Consider the following 13,740-nt stretch of genomic DNA (forward strand, 5'->3'; position numbering starts at 1 on the left):
ATAACCGGCCTGGCCAGCGCCTGGCGGCCGCCTACGAAGGAATCTGACGATGGAAAACAAACCGCATGCGTTCTGGGCGGGCATGTTCACGATAGGCCTGCTCATCGTGATCGCGCTTGTCGTCATCTTCTTCAGCGCTGACCACACCGTGCGCGTGCCGTACGACCTCATTTCGCGCTCCAGTGTGACGGGCCTTTATCCGGACGCGTCGGTGCGTTTTCGCGGCATCGACGTGGGCAAGGTGCAGTCGATCAAGTTCGATACCCAGCATCCGGGCCAGATCCGCATTCGCATTCTCGTCGACCAGAAGGCGCCGATGACGCGCTCCACGTTCGGCTCGCTCGCGCTCCAGGGCGTGACCGGCATCGCTTTCGTGCAGCTCGACGACAACGGCATCGACCTCTCGCCGCTGCATTCTTCGCAGGCGCACGTGGCGGAACTGCCGCTGCGCCCGGGCCTGCTCGACCAGCTTCAGCGCCGCGGCGACGCGCTCCTGCGCAAGCTCGACAACATCGCGGGCGACATCGACGAAATGCTTTCCGAAGACAACCGCAAGCAGGTGATGCTGGCCGTGAACAGCCTGCAGCAGGCCGCGAGCAGCGTGAACGTGCTTGCCCAGCAGCTTCAGCCCGCCACGAAGCAGTTGCCGGGCGCGGTGACGGAGTTGCAGCGCACGCTGCACTCGACCAACACGCTGATCACGAGCATGAACCGCCCGGACGGCCCGTTCCAGACCAACCTGAACAAGGCCGGCACGGCGGCCGCCCAGGCGGGCGCGGCGCTCACCTCGATCAACGCCTCGATCGAGGACCTTTCGGCGCGCGTGGGTTACGACACGCTGCCACGGGTCGATTCGCTCACCGACGACGTGCGCTCGGCCATGCGCTCCGTGGACCGCGCGGCGGGCGCCTTCAGCACGAGCCCGCGCAGCCTGCTGTTCGGCGGCGCGCCGCAGCCCGCGCCCGGGCCCGGCGAGCCGGGCTTCGCGTGGCCATCCGCCGCGGGGACGAAGTAGGCCGCGCCGGGACCGTACGCAGCACCATTCGATGTACTCCGCGCGGGGCAAACGCCGCGCGCCAAGGAAGGAAACGCAATGTCACGCACATCACGCCTGCCCCGATCGATGCAACGCGCCGCGGCGAGGGGCTCAGCCTGGCTGGCGGCGCTCGCCCTCGGCGCGCTTCTGGCCGCCTGCGCGGGCAATCCGGCTCCGGTCAACGACGTTCGCTACGACCTCGGGCTGCAGTCCTCCCAGGAGGCGCCGGGCGCTCAGGGTGCTCCCGTCGCGCCAGCGACGCCGGGCGCCAGGCCGCTCCTGAAGGTGCTGGCGGTCAACGCGCCGCCGCCGCTCGATAACGACGGCATCCTCTACCGGATGAGTTTCGACTCGCAGCGCACGGCCCGCTACGCGAACAGCCGCTGGACGATGTCGCCCGCGCGCCTCCTCACGGAACGCCTGCGCACGTCGCTCGGCGCGTATGCGACAGTGCTCGCGGGCGGCGACGCCGTGCAGGCGCCGTTGCTCAAGATCGAACTGTACGAGTTCGAGCAGGTGTTCGAGAGCCCGACGCAAAGCGCGGGCGTATTGGCCGCGCGCGCCACGCTCATGCAGGGCGGCAGGGTGCTGGCGCAGCGCTCGTTCGCCACGCGCGCGCCGGCGGCTACGCCGGACGCCGCGGGCGGCGTGCACGCACTGCAGGCGGCCAGCGACGACTTCGCGAACCAGCTCGGCGCATGGCTGAGCACGCAGTCGTTCGCGGGCACGCCTTGACGGACGCATCGACGAACACGGACCGGCGTTGCGCGACAACGGTGCGCGGCGCGGCATTGGGGGCAAGGGCAGGATAGCGGCATGATCGAAGCGGGACGGCTCCGGCTGCGCGCCCCGCGTGGCGGGCGGCGCGGGATGGACGGCGACGAAGGTGGCCAGAGCGGCGGCGAGCGCGAGGCAGGCGAGGAGCGCGGCGTGAGCGTCAGCGGCGATACGGCCGCGGCTGCGCCATCGCCCGCGGCCGCCGCCACGCGCGAGCCGCCGCCGCGCCAGACCTCGACGCTCTCGCGCCAGTCGCTCGCGCTCTATACCGCGCTGATCGTCTACGGTTCGTGGTATCCGTTCTCCGGCTGGCGCTCGCTCGGCCTCAGTCCCCTCGCGTATCTCGGCGATCCCTGGCCGCGCTACTGGACGGTCTTCGACATCGTCACCAACGTGCTCGGCTACATGCCGTTCGGCGCGCTCGCCGTGCTTGCCGTGTGGCCGCGCTGGCGCGGCGTTCGCGCGGTGCTGCTGGCCGCACTCGCGGGCACGCTGCTTTCGGGCGTAATGGAGGCCGTGCAGACCTGGCTGCCCACGCGCGTCGCCTCCAATCTCGATCTCGCCTCGAATGCGCTCGGCGCGTTGCTTGGGGCGCTCGTTGCTGCGCCCGCCACCGGCGCGCTGCTCGAACGCGGCTTCCTGCGCCGCCTGCGCTTTCGCTGGTTCGAGCGCGACGCCGCCGTGCCGATGGTGCTCGCGGCGCTCTGGCCATTCGCGACGATGTACCCTACGCCGCGCCTCTTTGGTCTCGGCGAGTGGGCGCGCGCGCTCTGGCTGCGCCTCGACGGCTCGATGCAGGACGCCGTGCTCGCCTGGACGCCCGCCGCCTGGCATCTACGTTCGCTGCCCGACATGCTCGCGGCGCGCCTGCCCGACAGCGGCTGGGAAGCGATCGTCACGACGCTCAACCTGTTTGGCGCGGCGGCGTTCGCGACGCTCCCCATGCGCTCGCGCGCGCCGCGTGCGCGGCTCGTCGTCGCGCTCATTGCGGTGACACTCATCGTCAAGGTGGGCGCGACCTTTCTGCAATCGCAAAGCGGGCTCATCTTCGACTGGGCGACGCCGGGCGCGCTCGCGGGCCTCGTGTGGGGCGCGCTGCTCGCGTTTCTCGCCTTGCGTCTGCCGCGCGCCGTGCGCGCCGCGGCGGCGGCGCTCGCGCTCGCCGCGGCCCTCGTGCTCGTGAACGTGCTGCCCGTGAACCCGTATTTCGACGTCGTGCTCGCGGACTGGCGCCAGGGCCGCTACCTGCACTTCAACGGCCTCGCGCGCTGGCTCGCATGGACATGGCCCTGGGCCGCGCTCGCATGGACGGCGTTCTCGCTCGAACGCGCGTGGCTCGTGCGGCGCGCCGCGAAGCGCGCTCGCCAGGACGCCTGAGTTCACGTCGAGGCGCGCGGCGCTCGCCGGAGCGTTCACGCCGCGCTCGTTATAATCGACCGGATCGTCGCGCAGCCGCGCCCGCGTCCGCGCATATGCCATGCAACGCCTCAGGCGGCGGGCCACACGCTTTCAGCAAGCCTGCGCACACCGCCCGACACTCACCGGTGCCCACGCCATGACCGATTCGTTCTACAAGTACCACGTCTTTTTCTGCCTGAACCAGCGCGACCCCGGCGCGGATCGCCCGAGTTGCGGAAACTGCAATGCGCAAGGCATGCAGGAGTACGCAAAAAAACGCGTGAAACAGCTCGGCCTCGCGGGCCCGGGCCAGGTGCGCATCAACAAGGCGGGCTGCCTCGACCGCTGCGAGGAGGGCCCGGCCGTCGTCGTGTATCCGGAAGGCACGTGGTACACGTATATCGACGAGAGCGACATCGACGAAATCGTGGTCTCGCATCTGCAGAACGGCCAGGTGGTCGAGCGCCTGAAGATCGACCGCTGATCGATTGCTGATTGACCGCTCATGGACAGATAAGGACTGCCGCACGATGAACGCCCAGACACAAAAATTCCAGATCGACGGTCCCGTCGGCAAGATCGAATGCGCGCTCGACGTGCCCGACGCCGGCACGGCGCCGCGCGGCATTGCGCTCGTCGCGCATCCGCATCCGCTCTTTGGCGGCACGATGGACAACAAGGTCGCGCAAACGCTCGCGCGCACGCTGGTGCAACTCGGCTACACGACGTATCGCTCGAACTTTCGCGGCGTGGGCGAAACGGCGGGCACGCACGACAACGGCATTGGCGAGCAGGACGATCTGCTCGAACTGATCGCCTATATGCGCGCGCAACCAGGCCAGGCCGACGTGCCGCTCGTGCTCGCGGGCTTTTCGTTCGGCACCTTCGTGCTCTCGCACGTCGCGAAGCGCTATCTCGAAGAAGGCGGCGCGATCGAGCGCATGGTGTTCGTCGGCACGGCGGCGAGCCGCTGGGAGGTCTCGCCGGTGCGCGAAGACACGCTCGTGATTCATGCCGAACTCGACGAAACCGTGCCCATTCTGTCGGTGTACGAATGGGCGCGGCCGCAAGAATTGCCGATCGTCGTTATTCCGGGGGCAGAACACTTCCTGCACCGCAAGCTGCATGTGCTCAAGCGCATCATCGTCGAAGCGTGGCGCTGACGTTTGATTTGCATCCGCCGCCGATGTTTCGGGGCCCGATGCAGGCCGTTCGTCATCGCCCATATGCCGACGCAAATTCACGAAAAATGCACGACAGGTCTGCGCAAACGTGTGACATCGCGAAAATTCGCCACGACGCGGCGCGTATAATGTTCGCCAATTTTGTGCTTCCTGCGCCGCGACCGGCGCATGTACGGCACCCGCATTCCGGCTTTCACCGACCGTGCGCCGCATGGCGCGCTACGTTCACTCTGTCCCAATTCAGCCCGACCTGAACCTATGCGTTTTCTTTCCTCCGGCCATCCGTCTTCTTTCGTTTCTTCCTCCATTGTTCGCAACGTCACGCTCGCAGCGCTCCTGCCCGCCACGCTTCTCGCGGGCGCGGATGCATTGGCACGCACGCCCGCACACACCGCGGGCGTGAAAGTGCAGGCGCAGCCGCAAGCAGACGTGGCTGTCGGCACCGCCGCCGACAACGTGCTCGGCGGCCTGCCGCCTCCGGGCGTGAACGCGCGCTCGTGGGTGCTCGTCGACGCCACCGCGAACCAGGTGCTCGCCTCCGGCAATGCCGATGAGCGCGTCGAGCCCGCATCGCTCACGAAGCTCATGACCGCGTACCTCGTGTTCGAGGCGCTGCAGAGCAAGAAGATCACGATGGACCAGGTCGTCACGCCGAGCGAAGCCGTGCGCCGCGTGAAGAACGACGAGTCGCGCATGTTCATCGAAGCGAACAAGCCGGTCTCGGTGCACGACCTCGTGTACGGCATGATCGTGCAGTCGGGCAACGACGCCGCCATCGCGCTGGCCGAACTGGTGGGCGGCAGCGAAGCGAACTTCGTCAACATGATGAACACCGAAGCGCAGAAGCTCGGTATGGCGCACACGCATTTCGCCGACGTGAACGGCATGCCCGACCCGAATCACTACACGACGGCCGGCGACCTCGCCACGCTTTCCGCGCGCCTGATCCGCGACTATCCCGAGTACTACAACATCTTCTCGGTGAAGGAGTTCAAGTACAACAACATCAAGCAGCCGAACCGCAACCGCCTGCTGTGGATCGACCCGACGGTCGACGGCCTGAAGACCGGCCACACGCAGGCCGCGGGCTACTGCCTGATCGCGTCGGCGAAGCGTCCGCTCGCGGGCGGCGGCAACCGCCGTCTCGTCTCGGTGATGATGGGCGAGCAGAAGGAACACGACCGCGTGCAGGACAGCCTGAAGATGCTGAACTACGGCTATAGCGCGTACGACACCACGCGCATCTATCAGGCCAACCAGGCCGTGGCGACGCCGCGCGTCTACAAGGGCACGCTCGACGCCGTGAAGGTCGGCGTGCAGAAGGACCAGTACGTGACGCTGCCCAAGGGCGCCGCCGAGAAGGCCAAGCCGCAGGTCACGCTCAACAGCCCGCTGATCGCGCCGCTCACGCTCGGCCAGCAGGTCGGCTCGGCGAAGTTCGTGGGCCCGGACGGCAAGGTGCTCGCGCAGGTTCCGCTCGTCGCGCTCGAAGCCGTGCCGCAAGCCGGTATCGTGGGCCGCGTGTGGGATTCGCTCATGCTCATGGTCAACAAGAAGTGATGACGGGGACTTCAGTGGCACAAGGGCAGATGCAGGCGGGCGAGCCGCTCGTCTGGCTCAACGGCGAGATCACGCCGCTTTCCGAAGCGCGCATTCCCGTGCTCGATCGCGGCTTTATCTTCGGCGACGGCATTTACGAGGTCGTGCCCGTGTATGCGCTCGACACGGCCGATGGCGAAGGCAAGGTGCGCGTGCCGTTCCGCATGGCGCAGCATCTCGCGCGGCTCAAGCGTTCGCTGGAGAAGGTCGGCATTGCGAATCCGTTCGACGAAGCGGGCTGGCGCGCGCTGGTCGCGCGCCTGATCGAGACGAACGAAGCTGCGGGCGCGCTTGCGCATGACGCTCACGCCAACTTCTACGTGCAGGTGACGCGCGGCGTGGCGCCGCGCGGCCACGCGTTCCCGGCAGCGGCCACGCCCACCGTGTTCGCGATGGTCAATCCGCTCAAGCTGCCAGGCGCCGCGCAGCGCGAGCATGGCGTGCGCTGCGTGAGCGCAGAAGACAAGCGTTGGCTGAATTGCGACATCAAGTCGACCTCGCTGCTCGGCAACGTGCTGATGGCGCAGCACGCGGCGGAAAACGACGCGTTCGAGACGATCCAGTTGCGCGACGGCTGGCTGACCGAGGCTTCGTCGGCGAACGTGTGGGTCGCGAAGGGCGGCGCGCTCTTCGCGCCGCCGCGCAGCAATCGCATTCTCGAAGGCATTCGCTACGGCCTGATCGAGGAACTGGCCGCGGAGTGCGGCGTGCGTTTTGAAGCGCGCGAAGTCTCCGAAGCCGAATTGCGCGAGGCGGACGAGATTCTCGTGACGTCGGCAACCAAGGAAGTGCTGGCGGTCGTCGCGCTCGACGGCAAGCCGGTGGGCGGCGGCAAGCCGGGCCCGGTTTACGCGGCGCTTTACGCGGCGTATCAGCGCGCGAAGCAACGCGAGGCGGAGGTTGTGCGCGCACCGGCCGCCGCGCTACAGGAAGTGGAGATACGAACGTGACACAGCAAGCAGGCAAGCCCGGAGCGAAGGAATCGCTGATCGAATTTCCTTGCGACTTCCCGATCAAGGTGATGGGCAAGACGCATCCGGAATTTCAGGACACCATCGTGACGGTCCTGCGCGAATTCGATGGCGGCTTCGATGCCACGACCATCGAAACGCGGCCGTCGAGCGGCGGCAACTACACGGGCCTCACCGTCACGGTGCGCGCCACGAGCCAGGCGCATCTCGACGACATCTACCGCGCGCTCACCGGGCATCCGATGGTGAAGATCGTGCTGTAAGCGCTCGCGGTAGCGGTTTTAAACAACAAGGGCTGCACACCTGTGCGGCCCTTGCCGCATCTGCGCCTTTGGCTTCAGGGCACGTCGCCCGCCCGCGCGCGCTGGGCAGCGGCGGCGGCCGTTATCAGCGGGCCGGCTTCGCAGGCATCTTCGTAGAGCCGCCGGAAGCGCGCCACTTCGTCGAACACCCAGTCCCGAAACGCCCGCACGCGCTCGGTCTGCATGCGCTGCGGCGGACAGATGAAGTAATAGCGCCAGGGGCTCGGGCCGTCGACGTCCTTGAAGAGCCGTACGAGCCGGCCGAGCGTGATCTCGTGCATGGCGAGCGAGCGGCGCACGAGCGCGATGCCCTGGCCGTCCATGGCCGCCTGCAGCAGGTTCGACGAGTCCTGGTAAAGCACGCCGCGCTTCGGTTCGGGCAGGTCCTGGAGACCCGCCGCGTCGAACCAGGGGCGCCAGAGTTCGTCGTCCGAGCGCAGGAGCGGCAGCTTCGCGAGTTCGTGCGGATCGGTGGGCAGCGCGCCGCCGTTGAAGTCGGGCGAGCAGGCGGGAAAGAAAATCTCGTCGAGCAGCAGCTCGGCATGCAGCCCCGGATAGTGCCCGTAGCCGAAACGGATGGCGACGTCGACGTCGTCGCGCGCGAAGTCGGTGAGCGAATTCGTGGATTGCAACTCGACGTCCCACTGCGGATGCGCCTCGATAAAGCCGCCGATGCGCGGCGTGACCCAGCGCGCGGCGAACGACGACAGCATCGAAACGACGAGCCGCCGGTCGCGGTCGCCCGCGCGGATCTCCTGCGTGGCGTGCGCGAGCTGGTTGAGCGCCTCGCGCACCTGGCCGGCGTAGCGGCGGCCGGTGTCGGTCACGCGCACGCGTTTGCCGTCGCGCGCAAAAAGCGCCACGCCCAGTTCCGCTTCGAGCGCGCGGATCTGGTGGCTCACGGCGCCGTGCGTGACGAACAGTTCGTCGGCCGCGCGCGAGAAGCTTTCGTGGCGGGCGGCGGCTTCGAAGGCCTTGAGCGCATTCAGCGCGGGTAGCTGGCGCAAATCCATATCGTATTTTTTCTCACATAGGCGTGAAAATTGATCGTTTTGCTCGACCCCTTATGGTGTCTACGATTGTAGCCATCGGAGCAGGTCATTCGGAGCGAAAAATGAGAGAAATTTCTTCGGATATCACGTTTGAAGTGGCGGCCGACCAAACGGCTTCAGTGCGCGTTACGCGCAGCACGCGGCTGACCGTGACATGCGGCACCGTGTGGATCACGCGCAGCGACGACACCGCCGATTACTGGCTTGAACCCGGCCACACGCTGCGGCTGCGGCGCGGCGAGCGCCTGTGGATCGGCGCGGAAAGCGGCGCGGCAGCGTGGGTGCGGTTCGCCGTGCCGGCGCGCCTGGGCGAGCGCGTGGTGGACCTTGCCGCGCGCGCCGCACAGCGCGCGGGCGTTCACATCGGCGACGGCTGGCGCACGGTTTGATCGTACGAGTGGTAGTAAAACGGCGGCGATGGAAGGGCAATCCACCGCCGCCGTTATCCGCAGCATGCCCGGCGCGCTTGTCCCGAATTCGGTAAACTCCCGGAATCATGTGCGCCACCCCGGTTTCATTCTTGCAAATTCATTCCGACCCCGGCGCAGCCGAGGTCGCGTCTCACGCGGCAAAGTCTCACGCGGCAAAGCCGGCCGGTTCGCCCATCGTCGTGCGCTGGCGCGGCAACGAGGCTTATCAAACCAGCTTCGACGCCATGCGCGAGTTCACGGCCGCTCGCGATGCCGCCACGCCCGACGAAATCTGGCTCGTCGAGCATCCGCCCGTGTTTACTCTGGGCCAGGCCGGCAAGCCGGAGCACCTGCTGGTGGGCAACAGCGGCATTCCGCTCGTGCAGATCGATCGCGGCGGCCAGATCACGTATCACGGGCCGGGTCAGGTCGTGGCCTACCTGCTGCTCGACTTGCGGCGCCGGAAGCTGATGGTTCGCGAACTCGTCACGCTCATCGAGGACGCCGTGATCGAAACGCTGGCGGCGTATAATCTCGCGGGCGAGCGCAAGGCCGGCGCGCCCGGCATTTACGTGCCGCAGGACGCCAGCGGCGCGAGCGCCGCACACACGGGCGCGAAAGTCGCCGCCCTCGGGCTGAAGATCCGCAACGGCTGCAGCTATCACGGCGTGAGCCTGAACGTGTCGATGGATCTGAGCCCATTTCTCGCGATCAATCCCTGTGGTTACGCCGGTCTCGAGACCGTCGACATGGCCACGCTGGGTGTCGAGGCGAACTGGCGCGACGTCGCCGCCACGCTCGCGGCGCGGCTCGAGGCAAATCTCGCGGCGCACGCAGCAACACTTCCAACGGCGGCCGAAGCGGCCGCCACAGACCCTTCAGCCGAAGCGGCTGCAGTGGACCCGGCCGCCCACGCGGCCCCAGGCGGGCAACCGCCGCAACCGCAGGCTGGCGTTGCACCGGCGGCCTGACTGGATCGAAAGCATGACTGACATCACTGCGAACCCCGCTGGCGCCAACGCCGACGCCGTTCCCTACGACGCCACCGCAAAACAGAAGGCGCAGGCCAAGACCTCGCGCATTCCGATCAAGGTCATTCCCATCGAGAAGCTCAAGAAGCCCGAATGGATCCGCGTGAAGGCGGCCACGGGCAATTCGCGCTTCTACGAAATCAAGAACATCCTGCGCGAGCACAACCTGCATACGGTGTGCGAGGAAGCGAGCTGCCCGAACATCGGCGAATGCTTCGGCAAGGGCACCGCGACGTTCATGATCATGGGCGACAAATGCACGCGCCGCTGCCCGTTCTGCGACGTGGGCCACGGCCGTCCCGATCCGCTCGATCCCGACGAACCGGCGAACCTCGCGCGCACCATCGGCGCGCTCAAGCTCAAGTACGTCGTGATCACGAGCGTGGACCGCGACGACCTGCGCGATGGCGGCGCCGGCCACTTCGTCGAATGTATTCGCCAGGTGCGCGAGCAGTCGCCCGAAACGCGTATTGAGATTCTCACGCCCGACTTCCGCGGCCGCCTCGATCGCGCGATCGGCATTCTCAACGCCGCGCCGCCCGACGTGATGAACCACAATCTCGAAACGGTGCCGCGTCTTTACAAGGAAGCGCGCCCGGGTTCGGATTACGCGCACTCGCTCAAGCTGCTCAAGGACTTCAAGGCGCTGCATCCCGAAGTCGCGACGAAGTCGGGCCTGATGGTGGGTCTTGGCGAAACCGAAGAGGAAATTCTCCAGGTCATGCGCGACCTGCGCGCGCACGACGTGGACATGCTGACGATCGGCCAGTATCTCCAGCCTTCGGAGCATCACCTGCCGGTGCGCTCGTACGTGCATCCCGACACCTTCAAGATGTACGAGGAAGAGGCCTACAAGATGGGCTTCACGCATGCGGCCGTGGGCGCGATGGTGCGCTCCAGCTATCACGCCGATCTGCAGGCGCATGGGGCGGGTGTGGTTTAAAACCACCGCGCGCTTCTCGCAGGCACGCCATCGAAAACCCCGCTGAAACCCGCTGAAAAGCGGGTTTTTTGTTTTGCGCTGCGCTCGAACGGCGCGGTGCATGCGTCGATTCCGGCACCATCCACCTCAACGCGAAAAGCAATGCTCGAGCAGCCTCATTAGCTAACGCGGATAAGTTAGAACCGCCCGCCGCGAGACTCCCTATAGTCGGAACCTTCATTCACTCGAACGTCGTTCCGCCGGAGTCTCCCGATGAACCCACGCGCTCCCTCCGCCTTCGCCTACCGTCCGCGCTTGCCCGCCATGGCATTCGCCGCCGTCTGCCTCGCCGCCGCGTTCGGTGCGCCGCGCGCGCACGCCGAAACGCGCGAGGTCGTGATCGCGTATCAGGACATGGTGGTGCCGTGGCGCTACGCGCAGGCCACGGGCGAAGTCGAGAAGGAAACGGGCTACAAGGTCACCTACCGCAAGCTCGCGAGCGGCGCCGACGTGATCCGCGCGCTCGCCTCGGGCTCGGTGCAGCTAGGCGAGGCTGGTTCGAGCCCGATCGCGGCAGGCCTCTCGCAGGGCGTGGATCTCTCGCTCTTCTGGATTCTCGACAACATCAACGACGCCGAAGCGCTCGTCGCGCGCGATGGCTCGGGCGTGACCAGCATTGCGGGCCTGAAGGGCAAGACGATCGGCGTGCCGTTTGTCTCGACTTCGCACTTCCATGCGCTCGTCGCGCTGCAGAACGCTGGCGTGAATCCCGCCGACGTGAAGATCGTCAACCTGCGTCCGCCCGAGGTCGCGGCCGCCTGGCAGCGCGGCAACATCGACGCGACCTACATCTGGGACCCCGTGCTCGCGCAGGTGAAGAAGAATGGCCGTGTGCTGATTACGTCGGGTCAGGTGGCGAAGGCCACGGGCAAGGCGACCTTCGACGGCTTCGTGGCCGACAGGCGCTTCGCGAAGGACAACGCCGACTTCGTCGCGAAGTTCGTGAAGGTGCTGGCCGCCGCCGATGCCGACTACAGCGCGCATCGCACGGCATGGAACGCGGCCTCGCCGCAGGTGCAGGCGGTGGCGAAGGAGTCGGGCGCGAATGCCGACGAAGTGCCCGCGAGCCTCGCGCTTTATGCGTTCCCCACGCCCGCCGAGCAGGCGTCGAAGCAATGGCTGGGCGGCGGCGCGCAGTCGGGCGCGGCGCAGTCGCTGCTCGCCACGGCGACCTTCCTCAAGGGGCAGGGCACGATCCAGAACGTGCTGCCCGACTACTCGGTGGGCGTCGATCCGCAGTACGTGCAGCGCGCCGCCGCGCATTGAACGCAAGGGGCAACCGATGAGCGCGCTCGCGATCCGCGATCTCACCGTCATCTACGAGGGCGCGCAACGTGGTGCGCCGCCGAACGTCGCGCTCGCGAACGTGAATCTCGATGTGGAGAGCGGCGAGTTCGTCGTGGCGCTCGGCGCCTCGGGTTGCGGCAAGACCACGTTGCTCAACTGCATCGCGGGCTTCATCGAACCCGCGCTCGGCGAAGTGCGCGTGAACGGCGCGCGTGTGGAGGGACCCGGCGCCGAGCGCGGCGTGGTGTTCCAGAAGCATGCGCTGCTGCCGTGGCTCGACGTGCTGGACAACGTCGCGCTCGGCTTGCGTTTCCGGCGCGTGCCCAAGGCGCAGCGCGAGCGCATCGCGCGCGAGCAGCTTGCGCTCGTGGGGCTGGAAAAGCAGGCGCGCGAACGCGTCTATGCGCTCTCGGGCGGCATGCAGCAGCGCGTGGGCATTGCGCGCGCACTCGCGAGCGATCCGCAGATTCTGCTGATGGACGAACCGATGGGCGCGCTCGACGCCATGACGCGCGAGCAGGTGCAAACGCTCGTGCTCGATGTCTGGGCGCGCACGCGCAAGACGGTGTTCTTCATCACGCACAGCGTGGAGGAGGCGCTCTTTCTCGCGACGCGCATCGTGGTCATGACGCCGGGGCCGGGCCGCATCGAGCGCGAGTACGAGGTGCCGTTCGCGCGCGAGTATCTCGCGTCGCGCGACGCGCGCGCGGTGAAGTCGTCGCCGGAATTCATCGCGTGGCGCGAGCGGCTGGTGGATTTGCTGCACGCGGACGCGCACGAGCACGAGGAGCCCGTATGAGCGTGCCGCAAGAATCGCTGCGGGAAGGTGCGTTGAAGGCGCGCCGCACCGCGCCTTTTGCCGGCGCTGCGCGCGACGCCCGAACCGCCCGCTCGAAAGTGTGGCGCATGCCCGGCGAAGGTCCCACGGCTGCGCTGAGCGTGGGCTGCGTGGCGGCGCTCGCGCTGCTGTGGTGGCTCGCCACGCATCTGCACTGGCTGCCGCCGCTTTTCCTGCCGACGCCCGAAGCCGTCTGGCAAGCCTTCACCGACGCCTTGCACGGGCGCATTCAGGGCGGTCTGCCGCTTTCCGAGCATCTGTTCTGGAGCGCGCTGCGCGTGTTCGGCGCATTCCTGCTCGCGGTGGTGACCGCGGTTCCCGTCGGCATTCTGATGGGCGTGTCGCGCATCGCGCGCGGCGTGCTCGATCCGCCGCTCGAGTTCTACCGGCCGCTGCCGCCGCTCGCCTATCTGCCGCTCGTGGTGATCTGGTTCGGCATCGACGAAACGGCCAAGATCGTCGTGATCTGGCTCGCGTGCTTCGCGCCCATCGCAATGGCCGCGCGCGCCGGCGCGAAGAGCGCGAGCGTCGAGCAGATTCGCGCGGCGGCGTCGCTCGGCGGCGGCTTCGCGCAGATCGTGCGCTTCGTCGTGCTGCCCGCCGCGCTGCCGGAGATTCTCACGGGCCTGCGCATTGCCATCGGTTTTGGCTGGACCACGCTCGTGGCCGCCGAGATGGTCGCCGCGACGGCGGGCCTCGGCCAGATGGTGCTCAACGCGTCGAGCTTCCTGCGCACGGACGTCGTGGTGATGGGCATCGTGCTGATCGGACTCATTGCCTGGGGCTTCGATCTGGGCATGCGCGCGCTCGAAAAGCGCCTCGTGCCGTGGAAGGGGCGCGGCTGACGCGGCAACACCGCCAATTCTGGAAATC

General features: G+C 67.4%; 14 protein-coding genes and 1 pseudogene. 14 read left to right on the top strand and 1 reads right to left on the bottom strand.

Annotated elements, in window-relative coordinates; genetic code table 11:
* Positions 1-49: 49 nt before the first annotated feature.
* From U5768_RS18745 to U5768_RS18780, 8 genes are all read left to right on the top strand, one after another.
* Positions 50-1,015 carry an MlaD family protein gene (locus tag U5768_RS18745; RefSeq protein WP_322031893.1) on the top strand — a complete coding sequence of 322 codons (966 nt, stop codon included), beginning with the start codon at positions 50-52 and terminating at the stop codon, positions 1,013-1,015.
* Between the two features lie 78 nt (positions 1,016-1,093).
* The gene (locus U5768_RS18750; RefSeq protein WP_415913932.1) at positions 1,094-1,771 is read left to right on the top strand and encodes an ABC-type transport auxiliary lipoprotein family protein; all 678 of its coding nucleotides are present in this window, start codon (positions 1,094-1,096) and stop codon (positions 1,769-1,771) included.
* Between the two features lie 81 nt (positions 1,772-1,852).
* Entirely contained in the window at positions 1,853-3,190 is a 1,338-nt protein-coding gene (locus U5768_RS18755) for a VanZ family protein (protein ID WP_322031894.1), read from the top strand.
* Between the two features lie 178 nt (positions 3,191-3,368).
* Positions 3,369-3,695: a (2Fe-2S) ferredoxin domain-containing protein gene (locus tag U5768_RS18760; RefSeq protein ID WP_322031895.1), complete on the top strand. Its 327-nt coding sequence runs from the start codon at positions 3,369-3,371 to the stop codon at positions 3,693-3,695.
* 46 nt (positions 3,696-3,741) lie between these two features.
* Positions 3,742-4,374: an alpha/beta hydrolase gene (locus tag U5768_RS18765; RefSeq protein WP_322031896.1), complete on the top strand. Its 633-nt coding sequence runs from the start codon at positions 3,742-3,744 to the stop codon at positions 4,372-4,374.
* 279 nt (positions 4,375-4,653) lie between these two features.
* Positions 4,654-5,955, top strand: a complete 1,302-nt coding sequence (locus tag U5768_RS18770; protein ID WP_322031897.1) for a D-alanyl-D-alanine carboxypeptidase family protein — start codon at positions 4,654-4,656, stop codon at positions 5,953-5,955.
* A 29-nt stretch (positions 5,956-5,984) separates the two neighbouring features.
* On the top strand, positions 5,985-6,944 hold the full coding sequence (locus tag U5768_RS18775; protein ID WP_322032027.1) for an aminotransferase class IV: 960 nt from the start codon (positions 5,985-5,987) through the stop codon (positions 6,942-6,944).
* On the top strand, positions 6,941-7,228 hold the full coding sequence (locus U5768_RS18780; protein ID WP_322031898.1) for a DUF493 family protein: 288 nt from the start codon (positions 6,941-6,943) through the stop codon (positions 7,226-7,228). The genes U5768_RS18775 and U5768_RS18780 overlap by 4 nt, the downstream gene beginning before the upstream one ends.
* Before the next feature lie 74 nt (positions 7,229-7,302).
* Here the strand turns inward: U5768_RS18780 and U5768_RS18785 are convergent, their stop codons facing one another.
* Positions 7,303-8,280: a transcriptional regulator GcvA gene (locus U5768_RS18785; RefSeq protein ID WP_322031899.1), complete on the bottom strand. Its 978-nt coding sequence runs from the start codon at positions 8,278-8,280 to the stop codon at positions 7,303-7,305.
* A gap of 101 nt (positions 8,281-8,381) precedes the next feature.
* On the opposite strand from U5768_RS18785, the gene U5768_RS18790 reads away from it, so the two are divergent.
* From U5768_RS18790 to U5768_RS18815, 6 genes and pseudogenes are all read left to right on the top strand, one after another.
* Positions 8,382-8,708 (top strand): DUF2917 domain-containing protein, encoded by a 327-nt coding sequence (locus tag U5768_RS18790; protein ID WP_322031900.1) that lies wholly within the window; start codon positions 8,382-8,384, stop codon positions 8,706-8,708.
* A gap of 107 nt (positions 8,709-8,815) precedes the next feature.
* Positions 8,816-9,589 (top strand): annotated as a pseudogene (gene lipB, locus U5768_RS18795) (lipoyl(octanoyl) transferase LipB); the annotation flags it as partial.
* 124 nt (positions 9,590-9,713) lie between these two features.
* Entirely contained in the window at positions 9,714-10,703 is a 990-nt protein-coding gene (gene lipA / locus U5768_RS18800; protein ID WP_322031902.1) for a lipoyl synthase, read from the top strand.
* A 303-nt stretch (positions 10,704-11,006) separates the two neighbouring features.
* The gene (gene tauA / locus U5768_RS18805) at positions 11,007-12,008 is read left to right on the top strand and encodes a taurine ABC transporter substrate-binding protein (RefSeq protein WP_322032028.1); all 1,002 of its coding nucleotides are present in this window, start codon (positions 11,007-11,009) and stop codon (positions 12,006-12,008) included.
* A 16-nt stretch (positions 12,009-12,024) separates the two neighbouring features.
* Positions 12,025-12,828, top strand: a complete 804-nt coding sequence (locus tag U5768_RS18810; RefSeq protein ID WP_322031903.1) for a taurine ABC transporter ATP-binding protein — start codon at positions 12,025-12,027, stop codon at positions 12,826-12,828.
* Positions 12,825-13,712 carry an ABC transporter permease subunit gene (locus tag U5768_RS18815; protein WP_322031904.1) on the top strand — a complete coding sequence of 296 codons (888 nt, stop codon included), beginning with the start codon at positions 12,825-12,827 and terminating at the stop codon, positions 13,710-13,712. The genes U5768_RS18810 and U5768_RS18815 overlap by 4 nt, the downstream gene beginning before the upstream one ends.
* The last annotated feature ends 28 nt before the right edge of the window (positions 13,713-13,740 follow it).

This window comes from Paraburkholderia sp. J76 (assembly GCF_905220295.1).
Lineage (GTDB): Bacteria > Pseudomonadota > Gammaproteobacteria > Burkholderiales > Burkholderiaceae > Paraburkholderia.